At 65.9% G+C, this 19581-nt stretch carries 23 protein-coding genes; 14 read left to right on the top strand and 9 right to left on the bottom strand.

The annotated features are described in order from the left end of the window. Nucleotides 1-58 precede the first annotated feature (58 nt). Genes RSW2DRAFT_RS05915 through yajC form a run of 4 tightly spaced genes read right to left on the bottom strand, consistent with a single transcriptional unit; the run spans nt 59 to nt 3443 of the window. Nucleotides 59-412 carry an Mth938-like domain-containing protein gene (locus RSW2DRAFT_RS05915; RefSeq protein WP_008029026.1) on the bottom strand — a complete coding sequence of 118 codons (354 nt, stop codon included), beginning with the start codon at nt 410-412 and terminating at the stop codon, nt 59-61. A gap of 4 nt (nt 413-416) precedes the next feature. Beyond that, nucleotides 417-1379, bottom strand: coding sequence for a protein translocase subunit SecF (gene secF, locus RSW2DRAFT_RS05910; RefSeq protein WP_008029025.1), 963 nt, complete (start codon nt 1377-1379; stop codon nt 417-419). Nucleotides 1380-1391: 12 nt separating this feature from the next. Further along, nucleotides 1392-3059: a protein translocase subunit SecD gene (gene secD, locus RSW2DRAFT_RS05905; RefSeq protein ID WP_008029024.1), complete on the bottom strand. Its 1668-nt coding sequence runs from the start codon at nt 3057-3059 to the stop codon at nt 1392-1394. A gap of 45 nt (nt 3060-3104) precedes the next feature. Further along, nucleotides 3105-3443: a preprotein translocase subunit YajC gene (yajC, locus tag RSW2DRAFT_RS05900; protein WP_008029023.1), complete on the bottom strand. Its 339-nt coding sequence runs from the start codon at nt 3441-3443 to the stop codon at nt 3105-3107. Between the two features lie 199 nt (nt 3444-3642). Between yajC and serS the strand changes: the two genes are divergently transcribed. Further along, a complete protein-coding gene (serS, locus tag RSW2DRAFT_RS05895) occupies nt 3643-4932 on the top strand; it encodes a serine--tRNA ligase (protein WP_008029022.1) in 1290 nt (429 codons plus the stop codon). Here the strand turns inward: serS and RSW2DRAFT_RS05890 are convergent, their stop codons facing one another. Continuing rightward, nucleotides 4933-5520 (bottom strand): lytic transglycosylase domain-containing protein, encoded by a 588-nt coding sequence (locus tag RSW2DRAFT_RS05890; RefSeq protein ID WP_008029021.1) that lies wholly within the window; start codon nt 5518-5520, stop codon nt 4933-4935. Between the two features lie 192 nt (nt 5521-5712). Here RSW2DRAFT_RS05890 and ssb point away from each other — a divergent pair, with 192 nt between their 5' ends. From ssb to RSW2DRAFT_RS05855, 7 genes are all read left to right on the top strand, one after another. Beyond that, on the top strand, nt 5713-6237 hold the full coding sequence (gene ssb / locus RSW2DRAFT_RS05885; protein ID WP_008029020.1) for a single-stranded DNA-binding protein: 525 nt from the start codon (nt 5713-5715) through the stop codon (nt 6235-6237). A 17-nt stretch (nt 6238-6254) separates the two neighbouring features. Next, nucleotides 6255-7232, top strand: a complete 978-nt coding sequence (locus tag RSW2DRAFT_RS05880; protein WP_008029019.1) for an acyltransferase family protein — start codon at nt 6255-6257, stop codon at nt 7230-7232. Between the two features lie 75 nt (nt 7233-7307). Further along, nucleotides 7308-7670, top strand: coding sequence for an SUF system Fe-S cluster assembly protein (locus RSW2DRAFT_RS05875; RefSeq protein WP_008029018.1), 363 nt, complete (start codon nt 7308-7310; stop codon nt 7668-7670). 51 nt (nt 7671-7721) lie between these two features. Continuing rightward, nucleotides 7722-8081: a HesB/IscA family protein gene (locus RSW2DRAFT_RS05870; protein WP_008029015.1), complete on the top strand. Its 360-nt coding sequence runs from the start codon at nt 7722-7724 to the stop codon at nt 8079-8081. Between the two features lie 60 nt (nt 8082-8141). Further along, nucleotides 8142-8882 carry a triose-phosphate isomerase gene (gene tpiA, locus RSW2DRAFT_RS05865; RefSeq protein WP_008029013.1) on the top strand — a complete coding sequence of 247 codons (741 nt, stop codon included), beginning with the start codon at nt 8142-8144 and terminating at the stop codon, nt 8880-8882. An 89-nt stretch (nt 8883-8971) separates the two neighbouring features. Further along, entirely contained in the window at nt 8972-9883 is a 912-nt protein-coding gene (locus tag RSW2DRAFT_RS05860; protein WP_008029011.1) for a DMT family transporter, read from the top strand. Continuing rightward, a complete protein-coding gene (locus RSW2DRAFT_RS05855) occupies nt 9880-11064 on the top strand; it encodes a cytochrome P450 (protein ID WP_008029010.1) in 1185 nt (394 codons plus the stop codon). Before RSW2DRAFT_RS05860 ends, RSW2DRAFT_RS05855 begins: the two co-directional genes overlap by 4 nt. A gap of 58 nt (nt 11065-11122) precedes the next feature. On the opposite strand, the gene RSW2DRAFT_RS05850 is transcribed toward RSW2DRAFT_RS05855, so the two are convergent. After that, nucleotides 11123-11584 carry an Lrp/AsnC family transcriptional regulator gene (locus RSW2DRAFT_RS05850; RefSeq protein WP_008029008.1) on the bottom strand — a complete coding sequence of 154 codons (462 nt, stop codon included), beginning with the start codon at nt 11582-11584 and terminating at the stop codon, nt 11123-11125. 157 nt (nt 11585-11741) lie between these two features. On the opposite strand from RSW2DRAFT_RS05850, the gene RSW2DRAFT_RS05845 reads away from it, so the two are divergent. The 5 genes from RSW2DRAFT_RS05845 (at nt 11742) to RSW2DRAFT_RS05825 (ending at nt 15735) form a co-directional block, all read left to right on the top strand. Then, complete coding sequence (locus RSW2DRAFT_RS05845) at nt 11742-12047, top strand: DUF2849 domain-containing protein (RefSeq protein WP_008029006.1); 306 nt, start codon at nt 11742-11744, stop codon at nt 12045-12047. Next, nucleotides 12040-13707 (top strand): nitrite/sulfite reductase, encoded by a 1668-nt coding sequence (locus RSW2DRAFT_RS05840; protein ID WP_008029004.1) that lies wholly within the window; start codon nt 12040-12042, stop codon nt 13705-13707. Before RSW2DRAFT_RS05845 ends, RSW2DRAFT_RS05840 begins: the two co-directional genes overlap by 8 nt. Further along, a complete protein-coding gene (locus tag RSW2DRAFT_RS05835) occupies nt 13697-14452 on the top strand; it encodes a phosphoadenylyl-sulfate reductase (RefSeq protein WP_008029002.1) in 756 nt (251 codons plus the stop codon). Before RSW2DRAFT_RS05840 ends, RSW2DRAFT_RS05835 begins: the two co-directional genes overlap by 11 nt. Continuing rightward, complete coding sequence (locus RSW2DRAFT_RS05830; RefSeq protein ID WP_008029000.1) at nt 14449-14853, top strand: DUF934 domain-containing protein; 405 nt, start codon at nt 14449-14451, stop codon at nt 14851-14853. Before RSW2DRAFT_RS05835 ends, RSW2DRAFT_RS05830 begins: the two co-directional genes overlap by 4 nt. A 72-nt stretch (nt 14854-14925) precedes the next feature. Continuing rightward, complete coding sequence (locus tag RSW2DRAFT_RS05825) at nt 14926-15735, top strand: ferredoxin--NADP reductase (protein WP_008028999.1); 810 nt, start codon at nt 14926-14928, stop codon at nt 15733-15735. A gap of 75 nt (nt 15736-15810) precedes the next feature. Here the strand turns inward: RSW2DRAFT_RS05825 and RSW2DRAFT_RS17135 are convergent, their stop codons facing one another. Then, complete coding sequence (locus tag RSW2DRAFT_RS17135; RefSeq protein ID WP_008028997.1) at nt 15811-16263, bottom strand: hypothetical protein; 453 nt, start codon at nt 16261-16263, stop codon at nt 15811-15813. A gap of 291 nt (nt 16264-16554) precedes the next feature. Between RSW2DRAFT_RS17135 and infC the strand changes: the two genes are divergently transcribed. After that, nucleotides 16555-17043: a translation initiation factor IF-3 gene (infC, locus tag RSW2DRAFT_RS05815; RefSeq protein WP_232209655.1), complete on the top strand. Its 489-nt coding sequence runs from the start codon at nt 16555-16557 to the stop codon at nt 17041-17043. Between the two features lie 29 nt (nt 17044-17072). On the opposite strand, the gene RSW2DRAFT_RS05810 is transcribed toward infC, so the two are convergent. Both RSW2DRAFT_RS05810 and RSW2DRAFT_RS05805 read right to left on the bottom strand, forming a co-directional pair. Further along, a complete protein-coding gene (locus tag RSW2DRAFT_RS05810) occupies nt 17073-18125 on the bottom strand; it encodes an XdhC family protein (protein WP_156790653.1) in 1053 nt (350 codons plus the stop codon). A 139-nt stretch (nt 18126-18264) separates the two neighbouring features. Next, the coding region (locus tag RSW2DRAFT_RS05805; protein ID WP_008028993.1) for an OmpA family protein at nt 18265-19581 on the bottom strand (1317 nt) is incomplete at its 5' end.

Here is a 19581-nt window from a genome sequence, read left to right as displayed (position 1 = left end):
CGCCGCAAAATTCTTGCAAGAATTTTGCAAAAAGTTTTCCTGAAAACTTTTGACGGCTCTAAACCGGAAGCAGCGCCGCGGCCACCCGCCGGCCTTCGGAAATCAGCACGTTGTAGGTGCGGCAGGCGGCGGGCGAGTTCATCACCTCGACGCCGATCCCGGCCTCCTCCAGCGTCGCGCGAAAGCCCGCCGGAGCATGGGCGATCTCGGCCCCCATGCCCAGAAACAGCACATCAATCCGCCCCAGTAGCGCCAGTACCGGGGCGGCATCTTCCGGCCCCGCCCACAGCGCCGCCCCCCAGGGCGTCACCAGCACCGGGCCACGCAGCACCTTGCCGTCGATGCGAAAGAACCCCGGCCCATAGCTGTCGATCGGCCTTGCCTCGTTGAAACTGACCTCCGAGATCAGCATCGCCTCAGGCTTTGGCCTGCGACGGCATCGAGCCATCGTCTTTCGGCTTTTCGCTGCGGTCCAGCCCCAGGAACAGCACGATGTTCTTGGCCACGAACACCGAGGAATAGGTGCCCAGAATCACCCCGAAGAAGATGGCAAAGGTGAAGCCGCGGATCACGTCGCCGCCGAAGATCAGCATGGCGATCAGCGCGAGCAGCGTGGTGAACGAGGTCATCAGCGTCCGGCTCAGCGTCTGGTTGACCGAGATGTTCATCACATCGCGCAGCGGCGTGGTCTTGTATTTCTGCAGGTTTTCCCGCAGCCGGTCGAACACCACCACGGTGTCGTTGATCGAATAGCCCAGAATCGTCAGCAGCGCCGCGATGATGGTCAGGTCGAACTTGATCTGGAAGGCCGCGAACACGCCGATGGTGATGAAGATGTCATGCACCAGCGCCGCCACCGCCCCCACCGCATACTGCCATTCGAAGCGCAGCCAGATATAGACCAGAATGCAGCCCGTCGCCGCCACCATCGCCAGAATGGCGCTCCAGATCAGCTCGCCCGAGACCTTGGCGCCCACCGATTCCACCGACGGAAAGGTCATCGCCGGGTCATGCGCGTTCAGCGCCGCCTCGACGGTGTTGATCACTTCCGGCGTCACCGCCTCGTAACCCTCCAGCGGCGCGATGCGGATCATCGCCACATGCTGATCCTCGCGGAAGGTCGGGTCGAACACTTCGGTGATCGACACGTCGCCCAGATCCTGCCCGGCCAGTGCATCGCGATAGGCGCCGATATCCACCGCCATGGTGCTTTCGGTGCGGATCGTGGTGCCGCCCTTGAAGTCGATGCCGAAGTTCAGCCCCATCACCGCCCAGGCGACCAGCGCCAGAACGGTCAGCACCGCCGAGCCGCCAAAGGTCAGGTAGGCGTGCTTGAAGAAGTCGAAGTTGGTATGTTCGGGTGCAAGTCTCAGACGCATGGTTTTGCTCCCTTACACGACAATGGTCTTGGGCCGCCGCATGGCGAACCAGATCTCGATGATGGCACGGGTCACGAAGACCGCGGTGAACACCGACGTGATGATGCCGATGCCCAGCGTGATGGCAAAGCCGCGCACCGGCCCGGCCCCCACCATGAACAGCACGACAGCGGTGATGAAGGTGGTGAAGTTGGCGTCGATAATGGCCGACAGCGCCCGCTCGTAGCCGATCTCGATGGCGCGCGCCGGGTTCTTCAGCCCGCGCAATTCCTCGCGGATGCGTTCGAACACCAGCACGTTGGCATCAACCGCCATACCGATGGTCAGCACGATACCGGCGATACCGGGCAGCGTCAGCGTGCCGCCCACCATCGACAGCGCGCCGAAGATCAGCGCCATGTTGATGGCCAGTGCTACGTTGGCAAAGACGCCGAACAGCCCGTAGCTGGCCCACATGAACAGCACCACCGCCACCATGGCGACCAGTGCCGCCACCTTGCCCGCGTCGATGCTGTCCTGCCCCAGTTCCGGGCCGATGGTGCGTTCTTCAAGGAATGTCATCTCGGCCGGCAGGGCGCCGGCGCGCAGCAGCACGGCCAGCTTGGTCGATTCCTCGATGCTGAAATTGCCGGTGATGATGCCCGAGCCGCCGGGAATATGGCTCTGGATCACCGGGGCCGAGATCACCTCGTCGTCCAGCACGATGGCAAAGGGCGAGCCGATGTTGTTGGCGGTATAGTCGCCAAAGGCCCGCGCGCCGGTGGGGTTGAAGCGGAATTTCACCGCAGGCCGGCTGTTCTGGTCGAAATCGGGCTGGGCATCGACCAGTTCCTCGCCGGTGACCACCGGGGTTTCCTCGACGATGTAGAAAAGCCCCTTCTCGTCCATCGACGGCAGCAGCAGGTTGCGCGGGCCGGGGTTGGCGGCGGCATCGGTGGTAGAGGACACCACCGGATGGAAGGTCAGCTTGGCGGTGGTGCCGATCAGCGCCTTCAACTCGGCCGCCGAGCCGATGCCCGGCACCTGGATCAGGATGCGGTCGGTGCCCTGCCGCTGGATCGTCGGTTCGCGGGTGCCGACCTCATCGACCCGGCGGCGAATGATTTCAAGGCTTTGCTGGATGGTGCGGCTGTCGGTGGCCACCCGTTCGGCCTCGGACAGTTGCACCACCACGGCGTCGCCCTCGGCGGTCACCTCGATGTCATTCGAGCCGATGCCGGTCAGGCTGACCACCGGGCGGGCCAGCGCCTTGACCGCCTTCACCGCCTCGGCAATCGCCTCGGGCTTCTCGACCGAGACCCGCAGCACGCCCGGCACCGAAGGCTGCCTACGCACGTTGCCGACCTGATCGCGCACCTCGCGCAGCGCGTCGCGCACGTCGGGCCACATCGCGTCGATCCGCGATTTGTAAACGTCGGCCACCTTGACCTCGGCCAGCAGATGCGCGCCGCCGCGCAGGTCCAGCCCCAGGTTCACCAGCCCCGAGGGCAGGAACCCCGGCCACTGCGCCAGCGCCGCTTCCTGTTCGGGCGTGGCCACACCGCCTGCCGCCTCGACCATCTTGGCGGCGTCATTGTGGGTCTCGACCCGGGTGTAGAACAGGTTCGGCAGCGCATAGAACATCCCCAGGACGCAGATGCCCCAGATGATCAGACGCTTCCACAGCGGTGTGTGCAACATTATGGCGATCCGGAATCAGGCCCGCAGGCGGGCAGCAAGGGCGCGTCAGGCGGTGGCGGCGGGTTCGGTTTTCGACATCACCTGCGCGATGGTCGAGCGCGGCACCCGCACCTTCACGCCTTCGGCAATTTCCACCTCGAGGATGCCGTCGTCATGCACCTTGGTGACCTTGCCGATGATGCCGCCTTGCGTCAGCACCTGATCGCCACGCCGCAGCGCCTCGACCATGGCATTGTGCTCTTTCAGCTTTTTCTGCTGCGGCCGGATCAGCAGGAAATACATGATGGCAAAGATCAGGATCAGCGGCACGAAGCTGGTCAGGGCGCTGGCAGCGCCTCCGGCACCGGCATCGGCGGCCTGGGCAAAGGCGGGGGTCACGAACATCGGCGGTCCTCATCGGTTGGCGGGGTTTCCCCGGAATTTGATGGCGCACCCTATCCGCGAGGGCCGGTGATGACAAGGCGGGCTACTGCCGCATCCCGCAGCCGTGATGCAGCCCGCCACCCCGTCGCTTCGCCAAGATTCCGGGTTCACCCCGGCGCCACAATCGGGCATAGCAGGCGGGCAAACCTCAGGTGATCCCATGCACGACATCCGCGCCATCCGCGAAAATCCCGCTGCCTTCGACGCAAGCTTGGCCCGGCGCGGCATCGCCCCGCTGTCGCCCGAGATATTGGCGCATGACGAGGCCCGCCGCAGCGCCATTCAGGCCGCGGAATCGGCGCAGGCGGCGCAGAATACCGCTTCCAAGGCCGTGGGGGCCGCCAAGGCTGCGGGCAACGACGCCGAGTTCGAACGGCTGCGCGCGCTGGTGGCCGAGAAGAAGGCCGAGATTGCCGCGATGACCACCACCGCCAACGCCGAAGACCTGCGCTTGCGCGACCTGCTGGCCGGCATCCCCAACCTGCCGCTGGCCGAAGTGCCCGATGGCCGCGACGAGGCCGACAACGTCGAGGTCCGCCGCTGGGGCAGCCCGCGCAATCTGTCGTTTACCCCGAAAGAACACTTTGAAATCAAGGCCGTGCAGCCCGGCATGGATTTCGCCGCCGCCGCCAAACTGTCGGGCGCCCGCTTCGTCCTGCTGCGCGGCGCCGTGCTGCGGGTGCATCGGGCGCTGGGGCAGTTCATGCTGGACACCCACATCAACGAACACGGGCTGACCGAGACCTGGACCCCGGTTCTGGTCAAGGACGAGGCGATGTTCGGCACCGGCAACCTGCCGAAATTCGCCGAGGACAGCTATCAGACCACCAATGGCTGGTGGCTGATCCCCACCGCCGAGGTGACCCTGACCAACACCGTGGCGGGCGAGATTCTGGATGACGCGCAACTGCCGATCCGCATGTGCGCGCTGACCCAATGCTTCCGCTCCGAGGCCGGTTCGGCGGGCAAGGACACCTCGGGGATGCTGCGTCAGCACCAGTTCGAGAAGGTCGAGATGGTCAGCATCACCACCCCCGAGGCATCGCTGGCCGAACACGACCGCATGACCCGCTGCGCCGAGGCGATCCTGGAAAAGCTGGGCCTGCCCTACCGCACCATCGTGCTCTGCACCGGCGACATGGGCTTTGGCAGCCAGAAAACCCATGATCTGGAGGTCTGGTTGCCCGGGCAGAACACCTACCGCGAGATCAGCTCGGTTTCCATCTGTGGCGATTTTCAGGCCCGCCGGATGAACGCCCGCTTCCGCGCACAGGGTGGCAAGCCCGAGTTTGTGCATACCCTGAACGGCTCGGGCCTTGCGGTCGGGCGCTGCCTGATCGCGGTGCTGGAGAACGGCCAGCAAGAGGATGGTTCCGTCGATCTTCCGGCCGTGCTGCACCCCTATCTGGGCGGCAATACAAGGATCAATGCGGCGGGCGGGCTGGAGTGATCAGCCGCCCAGGATGCTGCTGACGTAATTGGTGGTCTCGGCATAGGGCGGCACGCCGTCGTGCGCCTCCACCGCCTGCGGCCCGGCGTTATAGGCCGCCAGCGCCAGCTTCCAGGTGCCGAACTTGTCATACATCATCTTGAGATAGCGCGCCCCGCCTTCCAGGTTCTGCTGCGGGTCATTGATATCCACCCCCAGCAGACTGGCGGTGCCCGGCATCAGTTGCGCAAGCCCGGTCGCCCCTGCGGTGGAAACCGCCCCGGGGTTCCAGCCGGATTCCTGCTGCACCAGCCGCAGGAACAGGTCTTCGGGAACGCCATGCTTGGCGGCGACGGCCTTGGCAGAGGCAAGATAGACACCCCGATAATTGCCGCGATAGGCGGGCACATCCTCGTCCGCGACCTCGCGCTTGGGCTTCAGGCGCGCCGACAGTTCGTATTGCTTGGCCAACCGCGTGTCCAACAGCCGCGCCTGCGACCGGAAGATCGAGGCGCGCGACATCGACGAGCCGGAAAGGTTCAACCCTTCCGCCGCCGCCCCCGAGGCTGTCAGCCCCAGCGCCACCACCACCACCCCGACCCGACGCATGCGCAATCCCGTGCTTGTTCGCCGCAGACTATAGGGATTTTTCGCGGTTTTGCCAGTGCCAAAGGCTGTCCCGGCCCGCCGCTTTGGGCAAACTGCCGGAAACCGCGGCCTTGGCGTCTGGTCCAGATCGCGCTAAAGGCATTATTAACCAAAACGGGCGAGGCTGCCCGCAACGAGAATCGGGAGAGTGCCATGGCGGGTTCTGTCAACAAGGTCATCATCATCGGCAATCTGGGGCGTGACCCGGAAGTGCGCAGTTTCCAGAACGGCGGCAAGGTGGTGAACCTGAACATCGCCACTTCCGAAACCTGGCGCGACAAGGCCTCGGGCGAGCGCAAGGAGCGCACCGAATGGCACCGGGTGTCGATCCTGAACGAACCGCTGGCCAAGATTGCCGAGCAATATCTGAAAAAGGGCTCGACGGTGTATATCGAAGGCCAGTTGGAAACCCGCAAATGGCAGGACCAGTCGGGCGCCGAACGCTACACCACGGAAATCGTGCTGCGGCCCTATCGCGGCGAACTGACCCTGCTGGGTGGCCGGGCCGAAGGCGGTGCCGGTGGCGGCATGGGCGATGAACGCGGTGGCTATGGCGATTACGAGGGTGGCCCGGCGGCCAGCAGCGGCGCCGCACGCGGCGGTGCGGCCTCGGGCGGCTATGGCGGTGGTGCTGCCAGCGGCGGGCGCAACGACATGGATGACGAGATTCCGTTCTGAGCCATTGACGCAATCCGATGTCCAGCGTAGCCCCCAGCGCCGCCCCCAGCGCGGACCGCAGTCGTGCCATTGATGTTCTGAAACTGGCGCTGGCCTTCATGGTGGTGGGGATCCATGCCAACCCCTTTGCGCCGCTGGGACGCACCGCGATCCTGCTGACCGGCGACGGGCTGTTCCGGCTGGGCGTGCCGGTGTTTTTGCTGTTCAATGGCTATTTCCTGCAGGCCGCCGTCAGCAAGGGCCGCGGCTGGGCTTATGTGCGCCGCGCCACCCAGCTTTATGCGCTTTGGATGCTGCTTTACCTGCCGATCTACTGGCAGATGCTGCCCGGCCATACCGCCTGGCAGAACCTGCGCAGCCTGCTGTTCGGCTACTGGCACCTGTGGTATCTGGCGGGCATGGCGATGGCGGCGGCGCTGATGGTGGGCATCGCCGGATGGTCCAGCCGGGCGCTGACTGGACTGATGGCGCTGACCTTTCTGGGCGGCATCGTGGTGACCTATGGCATCGCCTGGGACGTGATCCACCCCAACGGCGCGATCTTTTCCGACCCGCTGTCGGCGCATCGCAACCCGCTGCTGCTGTGCCTGCCGTTCATGCTGGCGGGTTTCCTGATCCGCCGCGAGGCTGTGGCCGACCGCCTGAGCCTTGGCTGGTTGCAGGTCGGGGCCGCCATCGGCGTGGCGCTGGTGCTGGCGGAATCGCTGCTGCTGGCGCGGTTCGCACTGAAGGGCGTGGCGCATGACAACCTGATCTCGCTGGGCCTTGCCGCCCCGGCGCTGATGTTGGCCGCGCTGAAATGGCCGGGCACGGTACAGGGCCGGACCTTGGGCGACTATGCCTCGGGCGTCTATTTCATCCATGTGGCGATCGTGGCGCTGCTGTTCCGTTACGCCGAACTGCCGCGGCCGGTGATCTATGCCTGCGCGGTGGGCGGGTCGCTGCTGCTGACCTGGGCGATCCGGCGCACCGGGCTGGCGCGGCGGCTGCTTTAGCAAAGTGCAAATCCTGCACTTTACCTTTGCCGCACATTCCCTATATATTTACTCAACTAACCGCGCGAGACAGCCATGAACCAGCCGCAAGACCGGATCGAGGGCACGCCCCTGATCAAGCCGTCCAGCACCGAACACCCGCTTTACGAGCCGGTGGTCGAGGCCTGTCGCACGGTGTTCGACCCGGAAATTCCGGTCAACGTCTTTGACCTTGGCCTGATCTATACCATTGAGATCAATGGCGAAAACGAGGTCGAGATCGCGATGACCCTGACCGCCCCCGGCTGCCCGGTGGCCGGCGAGATGCCGGGCTGGGTGATGGATGCCATCGAGCCGGTGGCGGGGGTGAAATCGGTCAATGTCGATATGACCTTCGACCCGCCCTGGGGGATGGAGATGATGTCCGACGAGGCCAAGCTGGAACTGGGCTTCATGTAGGCCCAAGCCGCTGAAATTCCTGCATTTGCGCCATAGCAAAAGGATCCCCCGATGTTCGGTATTCCCGGCAAACAGGCTGTCACCCTGACCCCGCAAGCGGCGACGCAGATCGCCCGGCTGATGGCCAAGCAGGGCGCGCAGGGCCTGCGAATCGGCGTCAAGAAGGGCGGCTGTGCGGGCATGGAATACACGCTCGACTATGTGACCGAGGTCAACCCGCTGGACGCGTTGGTGGAACAGGACGGCGCGCGGGTGCTGATCGCCCCGATGGCGCAGATGTTCCTGATCGGCACCGAGATCGACTATCAGACCTCGCTGCTGGACGCCGGTTTCAAGTTTCGCAACCCCAACGTGGCCGAGGCCTGCGGTTGCGGCGAATCGATCAAGTTCAAGGACGACCCCGCGGCGTGATCGCGGTTTCCTTCTGCTGCGCAATCGCGTAATCCATCCGGGAAAACCCGGAGGGACACGATGAAAAAGCTGGCCGCAGGCAACTGGAAGATGAACGGAACCGCCGCGTCGCTGGCCGAAGTGCAGGCGCTGCTGGCCGCCCACCCGGCGCCGAAATGCGAGATGCTGCTGTGCCCGCCCGCCACCTTGCTGGCGCAGATGGCCTGGGCCGCCAAGGGCAGCGTGCTGGCGGTTGGTGGCCAGGATTGCCACGCCAAGGCCTCGGGCGCGCATACCGGCGACATTTCGGCGGCGATGCTGAAGGATGCGGGCGCCGCTTACGTCATCCTCGGCCATTCCGAACGCCGCGCCGACCACGGCGAGACCGATGCGCAGGTGCGCGCCAAGGCCGAGGCCGCCCTTGCCGCCGGTCTGGTGGCCGTGGTCTGCGTCGGTGAAACCGAAGCCCAGCGCGACGCCGGCACCACGCTCGACGTGATCGACAGCCAGCTTGCCGGTTCGGTGCCCGAAGCCACGGCGGCGACGCTGGTGGTGGCCTACGAGCCGGTCTGGGCCATTGGCACCGGCCGCACCCCGACCCTGGCCGAGATTGCCGAAGTGCACGCCTTCCTCCGCGCCCGGCTGACCGACCGTTTCGGCGCTGATGCTGCCGGTGTGCGGCTGCTGTACGGCGGCTCGGTGAAGCCGTCGAATGCCGCCGAGATCTTCGGGCTGCCGAATGTCGATGGCGCGCTGGTCGGCGGTGCCAGCCTGAAGGCTGCCGATTTCGGCGCCATCGTCGCGGCGCTTTCGGCGGCCTGAACCGGCAAAAAGCGTCGCCCGCAGGCCAGACGCCCCCCGCCCCTTCCCGCAGGCTGCCCCAACCGGGCGCCCTGCCCCTTTGGTGATCCATGCCGAACCGCCGCCTTGGTCTTTTGCAGGCCAACCTGATCTGCATGGCCTCGATGGTGGTCTGGGCCGCGGGCCTGCCTGCCGCCGATGTGCTGATCGCCGCCCTGCCGCCGCTGACCCTGACCGCCCTGCGCATGAGCCTTGCCGCCGCCGTGCTGCTGCCGCTATGGCTGGCGCTGGACGGCTGGCCCGCGCTGCGAGACGCCCGCTGGGGCCGCGGCATCGTCGTTGGCGCCGCCTCGATCGGGCTGGGCGCCTTCCTGCTGATCGTGGCGCAGAAGGCCACCGATGCGGTGACGGTGGCGGTGATTTCCGCCAACATGCCGGTGATCGGCATGGCGATCGAGGTGGCGCTGGATGGCCGCAAACTGACGCCCTCGCTGGTGCTGGGCATGGTGCTCAGCCTCGGCGGCGGCCTGCTGGCCTATGCCAGTTCGATGGGCAGCCTGCATCTGGGGCTGGGGGCGCTGGCGGCGTTCGGCTCGCTGGTGGTGTTCACCCTGGGCTCGCGGGTGACGGTGACGGGCTTCCCCGACCTCACGCCGCTGGGCCGCACCGCCATCACCCTGACCGGCGCCGCCATCGGCACCACGCTGGCCGCCGTGCTGGGTCAATCGCTGGGCATGCCCGTCACCGACTGGGCGCTGTTCGGCCTGCGCGAGGCCGGGGCGCTGGCGCTGTTCGCCATCGGCGGCATGGCAATCTCGCAGCTTCTGTGGATCCTGTCGGTCGGCAGCCTTGGCATCGGCATGGCCAGCCTGCACATCAACGCAGCGCCGTTCTATGTGATGCTGATCCTGTTCGGCATGGGCGGGAAGTGGGACTGGATGCAGGCGCTGGGGGCCGCCATCGTCGGCCTGGGCGTGCTGATCGCGCAGGGCCTGCTGCGGCTGCCACGGAGAACTGCATGAAAACGCTGCAACAATCCCCCACAGACCCCGATTTCGTGCAAGACCCCTACCGGTTCTACGACCGCGCCCGCGCGGCAGGCCCGTTCTTTCACTGGCAGGAGTATGGCCTGCCCTGCGCCACCTCCTACGCCGCCGTCAACGCCCTGCTGCGCGACCGCCGCCTGGGCCGCGAGGTGCCCGCCGACCGCCGCAAACCCATCCCTGACCACCTTGCGCCGTTCTACGCGGTCGAGGCCCATTCGATGCTGGAACTGGAACCACCTCGCCACACCCGCCTGCGCAGCCTCGTTTTGCGCGCCTTCACCTCCCGCCGCATCAACGCCCTTGCCCCGGAAATTACCGCCCTGTCGCATCAGTTGATCGACGCTTTCCCCGCGGGCGACTTCGACCTGCTGACCCATTTCGGCCAGCGCCTGCCGGTGATCATCATCGCCCGGTTGCTGGGCGTGCCGGAAAGCCGCGCGGACGACCTCTTGCAATGGTCCAACGCCATGGTCGGCATGTATATGGCCGGGCGCACGCCTGCGGCCGAAACCCGCGCCATCGCCGCCACCGAAAGCTTCGTGGCCTTCCTGCGCACCTACATCACCGAACGCCGCGCCCACCCCGCCGATGACCTGATCACCCACCTGATCGCCGCCGAAGAATCCGGCCAGCACCTGAGCACCGACGAGTTGATCACCACCTGCATCCTGCTGCTGAACGCCGGACACGAGGCCACTGTCCACAGCCTTGGCAATGGCGTGAAAACCCTGCTGCAAACCGCCACGCCGCCCACAGCCCTCGCCCCCGACAGGATCGCCGCCACAGTCGAAGAAATCCTGCGCCACGACCCGCCGCTGCATCTCTTCACCCGCCACGCCTATGATGACGTCGAATTCATGGGCCACAGCTTCCCGAAAGGCAGCGAGATCGGCCTGCTGCTCGCCGCCGCCAACCGCGACCCCGGCGCCTTCGACGCCCCGGCCCGCTTCAACCCCAACCGCCCCGAGAAACCCAACCTCAGCTTCGGCGCCGGCCTGCATTTCTGCGTCGGCGCCCCCCTCGCGCGGCTGGAACTGCAAATCGCCCTGCCGATCCTGTTCCAGCGCCTGCCACACCTGCACCTGACCGAACCACCGCGCTACGGCAACCTCTACCACTTCCACGGCCTCGAACGGCTGATGGTCTCTCCGATCTAAACCCCTTCATCTGTTTTCAAATATCCCCGGGGTCCGGGGGCAGAGCCCCCGGCCTGCTTCACAACGGCATCACCGTCGTCGATTTGATCTCTTCCATGCTCAACAACGCCGTCACGTTGTAGATCCGCACCTCGGAAATCAGCGCCTGATAGAAGATGTCATAGGCCCGCGCGTTCTTCACCCGCACCTTCAGGATATAGTCGATATCGCCCGCCAACCGGTGCGCCTCCATCACCTCTGGGCGCTCGCGCAGCGCCTGCAGGAACTTGCTCTGCCACTCGGCCTCGTGCTCGCTGGTGCGGATCAGCACGAAGAAACAGGCCTCCAGCCCCAGCGCCTCGGGGTCCAGCAGGGCGGTCTGCCGCAGGATCACCCCGGCCTCGCGCATCCGCCGCACCCGGTTCCACACCGGGGTCTTCGACGAGCCGACCTTGCGGGCAATTTCGTCCAGCGACTGGCTGGCATCCTGCTGCAGCTCGGCAAGGATTTTCCTGTCCATCTCGTCCAGCCGGACCGCCATTCGCCATATCCCCCCATTGCCCGGAACCCTGTTCCAATTCCCGCCAGTATCGGAATGAATTTCCTTTTCCGCAAGGGCATCTGGCGCAGAAACGGGAAATTATCCTATAATCATCCCAACAAACCCCCGATCCCACCGCCGCCGAAGGAACCCGCCCATGTCCCGCTTCACCCCGAAAGTCGTCACCGGCAATGCGCTGATCGAGGGTGACGTGGTGTATCTGACCGTCGACAACCGCTGGACGCGCAGCCATGCCGAGGCCGAGCTGATCGAGGACGAGGCGCATGCCCAGTTGCGCCTGCTGCACGGCGCATCGCAGCGTCAGCTTGTGGTCGGCGCCTATCTGGCCGATGCCCGTCGCGGCCCGAACGGCCCCGAGCCCGCGCATTTCCGCGAGGCGTTCCGCACCCGCGGCCCGTCAAACTACCCGCACGGCAAGCAGGTGGACCTGCGCCATGTATGAGTATTCCGATTTCGACGCCGCCTTCGTGCGTGCCCGGGTGGCGCAGTTTTCGGCACAGGTGCAACGCCGCCTTTCGGGCGCGCTGACCGAGGACGAATTTCGCCCGCTTCGGCTGATGAACGGCGTCTATCTGCAACTGCATGCCTACATGCTGCGGGTGGCAATCCCCTACGGCACGTTGAACCCGACCCAGTTGCGCCAACTGGCCTGGATCGCCGACACCTACGACAAGGGCTACGGCCACTTCACCACCCGGCAGAACATCCAGTTCAACTGGCCGAAACTGCCCGATGTGCCCGCCATCCTGTCGGCGCTGGCCGATGTGCAGATGCACGCCATCCAGACCTCGGGCAATTGCGTGCGCAACGTCACCGCCGACCATTTCGCCGGCGCTGCCGCGGACGAGATCGAAGACCCGCGCCCGGTGGCCGAACTGCTGCGGCAATGGTCCACCGACCACCCGGAGTTCCAGTTCCTGCCGCGCAAGTTCAAGATTGCCATCACCGGCAGCCCCAATGACCGTGCCGTGACCCGCGCGCATGACATCGGCTTGCGCATGGTGCGGCAAAACGGTGCGCCGGGGTTCGAGGTGATCGTCGGCGGTGGCCTTGGCCGCAGCCCAATGCTGGGCACCGTGGTGCGCGGCTTCCTGCCCAAGGCCGACCTTTTGCCTTACGTCGAGGCGGTGCTGAGCGTCTATAACGAGGCCGGGCGGCGCGACAACAAATACAAGGCGCGGATCAAGATCACCCTGTTCGAGATGGGCGCCGCCGAGCTGACCCGCCGGATCGAGGCGCGCTTTGCCGAACTGCGGCCGCTGTTTTCCGGCAATGATCAGGTGCTGCTGGGGCAGATCGAGGCGGCCTTCGCCCCACCCGCCTTCCGCAACGCGCCCACCGAGGCTTATGACGCCTTCTACACCGCCGATCCGGTGTTCCGCGCCTGGGCCGATACCAACCTCGCTGCCCATCGGCAGACGGATTACGCCATCGTCACCATCAGCCTGAAGGCGCATGGCGCCACGCCAGGCGATGCCAGCAGCGCCCAGATGCGCCTGATTGCCGATCTGGCGGAAGCCTATGGCCATTCGGAAATTCGCATCAGCCACGAGCAGAACGTCATCCTGCCGCATGTCCACAAATCCGACCTGCCGGCGCTGCATGCGGCGCTTTCGCAGCAGGGTCTGGCCACCGCCAATGTCGGGCTGATTTCCGACATGATCGTCTGCCCCGGCATGGATTACTGCGCGCTGGCCACCGCCCGCTCGATCCCCGTGGCGCAGGAAATCGCCCAGCGGTTCAATGACTTGAAGCTGGAGCACGACATCGGCCCGTTGAAGCTGAAAATCTCGGGCTGCATCAACGCCTGCGGCCACCACCATGTCGGCCATATCGGCATCCTGGGGCTGGACCGGGCGGGGGTGGAAAACTACCAGATCACGCTGGGTGGCGATGCCACTGAGACCGCCGCCATCGGCGAAAAGGCCGGTCCGGGTTTTGCCTATGACGAGATCGTGCCGGCCATTGAACGCATCCTGCGGACCTATCTTGCCCTGCGGCTGGAGCCTGCGGAGACCTTCCTGCAAGCCTATAACCGCCTTGGCCTTGCGCCGTTCAAGGCCGCCCTTTACGGCGAGGAAGGCCAGCAGGATGCCGCTTGATCTGCCACCGCGCAGCGTCGCCGAGCGGGTGGCGGCGCTGAACGCCCGCTACAAGCATCACGCCGCCACGGCGGTGCTGGAACACGCGCTGAAAGATGCCGATCTGGGCCGGGTGGCGCTGGTGTCGTCGTTCGGGGCGGAATCGGTGGTGCTGCTGCATCTGGTGTCGGTGATTGCGCCGGAAACCCCGGTGATCTTTGTCGACACAAGGATGCTGTTCGCGGAAACCCTTGAATATCAACGGCAACTGGCCGATCAGCTGCATCTGTGCGACGTGCGCATCATCCGCGCCGCCCAACCGCGGGTGGCGTTTGAGGACCCCGACGCCACGCTGCACCAGTTCAACACCGATGCCTGCTGCGGCGTGCGCAAGATCGAACCGCTGGAGCGGGCGCTGTCGAAATTCGACGGCTGGATCACCGGGCGCAAGCGCTATCAGGCCGCCACGCGGTCGGATGTCGAGTTCTTCGAGGCCGAGGGCGATCATCGCATCAAGGTCAACCCGCTGGCGCATTGGGGCCGCGAGGATCTGGAGGATTACATCGTCAACAACCGCCTGCCGCGGCATCCGCTGGTGGCCAAGGGCTATCCCTCGATCGGTTGCGCGGTCTGCACCAGCCCGGTGAGACCGGGTGAAGACCCGCGTGCAGGCCGTTGGCGCGGCGCGGCAAAAACCGAATGTGGCATCCATTACATCAACGGCAAGCCCACGCGCGGCACGGCCCCGCAGGAAGACGCAGCATGAGCATCCTTGTCACCGATCAGGGCTTTTCCACCCCCGCCCCCGCCGACACCGTGGCCTTTGCCGACCGTGCCCGGCACCGCGGCGCGCTTGATCTGGCCAACACCGACGATCCGGATGCGCTGGCGGATATCCTGGACGACCTGACGCTGATCCGGGTGGCGTTTCCGGCGTTTCACGATGGCCGCGGCTTCACCATCGCCCGCCGGTTGCGGCATCTGGGCTACCTGGGCCAGTTGCACGCGCAGGGTCATGTGCTGGCCGACCAATATGCCATGGCCCGGCGCACGGGCTTTGACGCGGTGGAGATCAGCGACGATCTGGCCGCCCGCCAGCCCGAAGCCGACTGGCTGGCCCGCGCCGACTGGCAGGCCAACGACTATCAGTCGCTGTTGCGGGGTTGAAATAATGGGGTTCCCCCCGGCGCGTCGCTGACGTAATCAGGGCGTCAGTGTCCCAAAGCCGAGCAAACACCCGTGACCCTTCATCATCCCCATGCCACCCCGCTGCTGCCCGATGCCCAGACCGTCACCTTCGTGCAGCACTGGACCGACCGGCTGTTCTCGTTCCGGGTGACGCGGCCGAAATCGCTGCGCTTCCGTTCGGGCGAGTTCGTGATGATCGGGCTGCTGGGCGACAACGGCAAACCCCTGCTGCGGGCCTATTCGATCGCCTCGCCGGCCTGGGACGAGGAGCTGGAGTTCTATTCGATCAAGGTGCCGGACGGCCCGCTGACCTCGAAGCTGCAACACATCAAGGTCGGCGACCAGATCATCCTGCGCCCGAAACCCGTGGGCACGCTGGTGCATGACGCGTTGCTGCCCGGGCGGCGGATCTGGTTCCTGGCCACCGGCACCGGACTTGCCCCCTTTGCCAGCCTGATGCGCGAGCCGGAAACCTACGAGAAATACGACACCGTCATCATGATGCACACCTGCCGCGAGGTGGCCGAACTGGAATACGGTCGCCAGTTGGTGGAAAGCCTGAAGGACGATCCGCTGATCGGCGAGATGGTCGAGGGCAAGCTGTTGTATTACCCCACCACCACCCGCGAGCCTTCGGCCCATATGGGGCGGATCACCGACAACATCACCTCGGGCAAGGTGTTTGCCGACCTGAACCTGCCGCCGATGGACCCCGAAGAAGACCGCGCCATGATCTGCGGCAGCCTGGCGTTCAACCATGATGTGAAGGCGGTGCTGGAGAAATTCGGCCTGCGCGAGGGCGCCAATTCCGAGCCGCTGGAATATGTGGTGGAAAAGGCTTTCGTCGGCGACGGCATCTGACAGCCGCCGACCCGGACAGCAAAACGCCGCGCAGATCGCTCTGCGCGGCGTTTGTCTTGCTCCGGGGTGCCGGAATTACATGCCCATCGCGGTCTTGATCTGGGCCAGCGCCATATTGATCATCGCCGGGTTCGCAACAGCGGCCGAAACCGCACCTTTCAGCGACAGCTTGCTGCCGGCCGACAGCGCCGAGGCGTCGATCATCGCGTTCAGGCTGGCGGCGTTGAAATTCGCCGGGTCGAGCAGCGTGGTCAGATCGTCGGGCAGCACCACCGGTTCGGCAGCGGCTTCGGCGGCAGGTGCCGTTCCCGCGGCGGCGGCAGCGGCGGCGGCGGCTTCCGCTTCGGCAGCGGCGGCAGCGGCGGCAGCTTCTTCCGCAGCCTTGGCTTCGGCAGCGGCTGCGGCTTCGGCGGCGGCGGCGGCAACAGCCTCAAGCCGCGCCTTTTCGGCCGGCAGGTAGTTGAACTGATAATAGCCGCCACCAGCGACCAGAATCAGGATGGCACCGAAGATTACGTTCTTGTCCATGTCAGTTCTCCTCAAACCGTCGGAAAGGTCCGGCTACCGTAACGGCATGACATAAATCGCGCGCTTTGAAAAGCATGTGCCGCAGTGCGGCGGCGCAGAATGGCGTGCTGCGGTGACGCAGCCCCCCGCCAATCGGGACCTGTCGGCACATTCCGGACCGCCCGGGCGATTTGGGTTGAAGTGCCGGGCACCTGCGTCTATTTTGCCGCCCGACCGTCCATGACACGAAGGAACACCACCATAGCCCGCAGACCCCACAACGCCCCGCCGCAACGCGAAACGGGCCCCCGTGTGAATGATCGCATCCGCAATGCCGAGATTCGCCTGATCGGCGCCGATGGCGAGAACGTGGGCATCGTCAGCCCCGCCGCGGCAATGGCGATGGCGCTGGAGGCCGGGCTTGATCTGGTCGAGATCTCGCCCAACGCGGAACCGCCGGTCTGCAAGATCATGGACTTTGGCAAATACAAGTATGAGCAGCAAAAGCGTGAGGCCGAGGCCCGCAAGAAGCAGCACATCATCGAGACCAAGGAAATCAAGTTCCGCCCCGGCACCGACACGCATGACTATGACGTGAAGATGCGCTCGGTGCTGAAGTTCCTCGAAGAGGGCGACAAGGTGAAGGTGACGCTGCGGTTCCGAGGTCGCGAGATGGCGCACCAGGAGCTGGGGCTGGAGCTGCTGAACCGGGTGGCCGCCGATGTCGGCGAGGCCGGCAAGGTGGAATCGATGCCGCGGCTGGAAGGCCGCCAGATGGTGATGATGATCGGGCCGAAGTAACGGCTGGATTGTTGCAGGCGCCGGGGGTTTCACACCCCCGGACCCCTGTGGGATATTTTTCCAGAGGTGAATGAGAAAGAAGTCAGAGCTTTTTGGCTCTGGCGATGCGTTTTTATGATTTCCGCCAGGATCGAGACCGCGATTTCGGCGGGAGTGGCGGCGGCGATTTTCAGGCCCACTGGGGCGTGGATGCGGGTCAGACTTTCTTTGGAAACTCCGGTAATCTGCAGTCTTTCCAGCCGCTTGGCATGGGTGCGGGTCGAGCCGAGGCATCCGATGTAATAGGCTTCTGAGGCCAATGCCGCCAGAATGGCCGGATCGTCCAGCTTGGCATCGTGGCTCAGCGTCACCACCGCCGTGCGGGCATCAAGGCCGAGGCCGGCCAGCGCCGTATCGGGCCAGTCGTGCAGGATGCGGGCGCCGGGAAAGCGTTCGGGGCTGGCAAAGGCGTCGCGCGGGTCGATCAGGGTCACGTCATGGCCGCAGGCTTGCGCCATCGGCAGCAGCGCCTGGGCGATGTGGCTGGCACCGATCAGGATCAGCCGCAGCGGCGGCAGATGCGGCGCGATGAACCACTCGCCGTGCAGGGTGGCGTGACCGCTGCGCAGGGCTTGTCGGATTTCAGCGGCCAGCGGGTCGTCCGCTTCATCGCAAAGCCGCACCGCGCCGTTGGTCAGGTTGCTCAGCAGCGCCACGCCACGCCGCGCCGTCCGCGCCGCCACCAGTGCGGCCAGCACCGCCTCGGGCAGGGCCGCGCCGACTGGTTGCAGCAGCACCCGGATGCGGCCGCCGCAGGCCAGCCCCACTGCGAAGGCATCGCCGTCGCTGACGCCGTAGCTCAGCAACCGGGGGCGGCCTTCGGTCAGCGCAGCAGCGGCCTCCAGCACCACAGCGCCTTCGACGCAGCCGCCCGAGACCGAGCCCATGAACGCGCCGTCGCCCGCGATCACCAACTGGCTGCCCGCCGGGCGCGGTGCCGAGCCCCAGGTCTCGACCACCGTGGCCAACACCGCGCCCCGCCCGGCGCGGTGCCAGTCCAGGGCGGTTTCGGGGATCGACTCGGGGTCAGCGCGGTGTGTCATGGCACCGATCATGCCGCGTGAACCGACACGGCACCAGCGCCTGCGGTGCCAAAGGAACGGCGCCGCAGAGGGTTTCTCTGCGGCGCCGGGTCGAAAGCTGCACGTCAAGGCGCGGCGATGGGCCGCAGCCGATCTGGCCTCAGTTGGCGGCCAGACGCTCCAGCAGCGGCGAAATAAGCCGCACTGCAGCACGACGGTTGGCCGGTTCGTTGGCCAGCGTGTCGATGCGCAGCTCGGTCTCGCCATAGCCCTGCACCACCAGGTTCTCCGGCGGCACGCCGTAGTATTCGGTCAGCGCCAGCGCCAGCGACTCGGCCCGCCGGTCCGACAGCGCCAGGTTCGACGACCCCGACCCCACCGCATCGGTATGGCCTTCCACCAGGAACATCTCGGACGGGTTGGCCGCGATCAGATTGGCCACCAGCCGGCCCAGACGCGCCAGCTTGGCCGCCTCGGTCGCCTTGATCGCCGCGGAACCGGTGTCGAAGGTGATGTTGTCCACGTCGATCGTCGGTGCCAGCGCCCGCACTTCGCGGATCTCGCGGATCTGGCGCAGGCTGAAGCGGCGACCCAGATCATCGCTTTCCGAGGCCAGCAACGCGGCACGCAGGGCGGCATTCTCGTCCTGCGTGCTGATCACCAGCCGGGCCGGATCGCGCTGCGGCAGCGTGGCGACGTCGATGCGTTCCACCGGTTCCATGTCGTCGATCAGCCGCAGCACGCGGCCATCGGCGTCGATGCGCGAGCGGCGCAGCACCCGGCCCGAGGCGTCACGGATGGTGACGATCCGGCTGCCATCGTCACGTTCTATGGTGGTGCGGCTGGAGCCGTCGTCAAAGTTTTCGGTGCGCACGGTGGCGCCGGGGCGGCGCAGCAGGGTGTCGTCGTCCTTCAGCACCACATAGCGGCCATCGTCGCGTTCCACCACCACGCGGTCGCCGGTGTTGGAAACCACCTTGTCACCGTTCTTCAGAATGGCGCCGACCACCAGCGCGCCAACCACGACCAGACCGAATTTCTCCAGATCGGTCAGACCTTTGCGGCGGGCTTTTGCGCCCCCGTCGGCAGGGGCTGCCGGGGCTGCGGCCACGAAATCCTGCGCCGAGGTGCGGGTGGTTTCGGGGGTCAGCTCGATCACCGTGGCATCGGGTTCGGCCACGGTCTCGGCGGCAATCGCCGCAGCGGCGGCGGCCACCGGGGCTTCGTCGGTGGCGGTGGTTTCCGACAGGATGTCGGTCAGATTGGAGACCGCTTCGGCGGTCGGAGGCTCGACCCCTTCGGCGGTTTCAAGGATCGGCAACGGTTCGAGGGCAGGGTCGGTTGCGGGCACCACAGCGGTATCGGCAGCGGCGGCAGCGGCTGCAGCCTGGGCTGCGGCAGCGTCGGCTGCGGCCTGATCGGCAGCAGCTTGTGCGGCTGCGGCTTCGGCGGCATCGGCATTGGCTGCGGCCTGTTC

Origin of the sequence: Rhodobacter ferrooxidans (genome assembly GCF_000176015.1) — a bacterium.
Taxonomy (GTDB): domain Bacteria; phylum Pseudomonadota; class Alphaproteobacteria; order Rhodobacterales; family Rhodobacteraceae; genus Pseudorhodobacter_B; species Pseudorhodobacter_B ferrooxidans.
Note: the sequence above shows the minus strand (reverse complement) of the source record. Positions and strands in the feature narration are given on the sequence as shown.

What these genes read in the sequence shown, in the direction of transcription:
- RSW2DRAFT_RS05915 (WP_008029026.1), bottom strand. Translation starts at nt 412, where the DNA reads ATGCTGATCTCGGAGGTCAGTTTCAACGAGGCAAGGCCGATCGACAGC.
- secF (WP_008029025.1), bottom strand. Translation starts at nt 1,379, where the DNA reads ATGCGTCTGAGACTTGCACCCGAACATACCAACTTCGACTTCTTCAAG.
- secD (WP_008029024.1), bottom strand. Translation starts at nt 3,059, where the DNA reads ATGTTGCACACACCGCTGTGGAAGCGTCTGATCATCTGGGGCATCTGC.
- yajC (WP_008029023.1), bottom strand. Translation starts at nt 3,443, where the DNA reads ATGTTCGTGACCCCCGCCTTTGCCCAGGCCGCCGATGCCGGTGCCGGA.
- serS (WP_008029022.1), top strand. Translation starts at nt 3,643, where the DNA reads ATGCACGACATCCGCGCCATCCGCGAAAATCCCGCTGCCTTCGACGCA.
- RSW2DRAFT_RS05890 (WP_008029021.1), bottom strand. Translation starts at nt 5,520, where the DNA reads ATGCGTCGGGTCGGGGTGGTGGTGGTGGCGCTGGGGCTGACAGCCTCG.
- ssb (WP_008029020.1), top strand. Translation starts at nt 5,713, where the DNA reads ATGGCGGGTTCTGTCAACAAGGTCATCATCATCGGCAATCTGGGGCGT.
- RSW2DRAFT_RS05880 (WP_008029019.1), top strand. Translation starts at nt 6,255, where the DNA reads ATGTCCAGCGTAGCCCCCAGCGCCGCCCCCAGCGCGGACCGCAGTCGT.
- RSW2DRAFT_RS05875 (WP_008029018.1), top strand. Translation starts at nt 7,308, where the DNA reads ATGAACCAGCCGCAAGACCGGATCGAGGGCACGCCCCTGATCAAGCCG.
- RSW2DRAFT_RS05870 (WP_008029015.1), top strand. Translation starts at nt 7,722, where the DNA reads ATGTTCGGTATTCCCGGCAAACAGGCTGTCACCCTGACCCCGCAAGCG.
- tpiA (WP_008029013.1), top strand. Translation starts at nt 8,142, where the DNA reads ATGAAAAAGCTGGCCGCAGGCAACTGGAAGATGAACGGAACCGCCGCG.
- RSW2DRAFT_RS05860 (WP_008029011.1), top strand. Translation starts at nt 8,972, where the DNA reads ATGCCGAACCGCCGCCTTGGTCTTTTGCAGGCCAACCTGATCTGCATG.
- RSW2DRAFT_RS05855 (WP_008029010.1), top strand. Translation starts at nt 9,880, where the DNA reads ATGAAAACGCTGCAACAATCCCCCACAGACCCCGATTTCGTGCAAGAC.
- RSW2DRAFT_RS05850 (WP_008029008.1), bottom strand. Translation starts at nt 11,584, where the DNA reads ATGGCGGTCCGGCTGGACGAGATGGACAGGAAAATCCTTGCCGAGCTG.
- RSW2DRAFT_RS05845 (WP_008029006.1), top strand. Translation starts at nt 11,742, where the DNA reads ATGTCCCGCTTCACCCCGAAAGTCGTCACCGGCAATGCGCTGATCGAG.
- RSW2DRAFT_RS05840 (WP_008029004.1), top strand. Translation starts at nt 12,040, where the DNA reads ATGTATGAGTATTCCGATTTCGACGCCGCCTTCGTGCGTGCCCGGGTG.
- RSW2DRAFT_RS05835 (WP_008029002.1), top strand. Translation starts at nt 13,697, where the DNA reads ATGCCGCTTGATCTGCCACCGCGCAGCGTCGCCGAGCGGGTGGCGGCG.
- RSW2DRAFT_RS05830 (WP_008029000.1), top strand. Translation starts at nt 14,449, where the DNA reads ATGAGCATCCTTGTCACCGATCAGGGCTTTTCCACCCCCGCCCCCGCC.
- RSW2DRAFT_RS17135 (WP_008028997.1), bottom strand. Translation starts at nt 16,263, where the DNA reads ATGGACAAGAACGTAATCTTCGGTGCCATCCTGATTCTGGTCGCTGGT.
- RSW2DRAFT_RS05810 (WP_156790653.1), bottom strand. Translation starts at nt 18,125, where the DNA reads ATGACACACCGCGCTGACCCCGAGTCGATCCCCGAAACCGCCCTGGAC.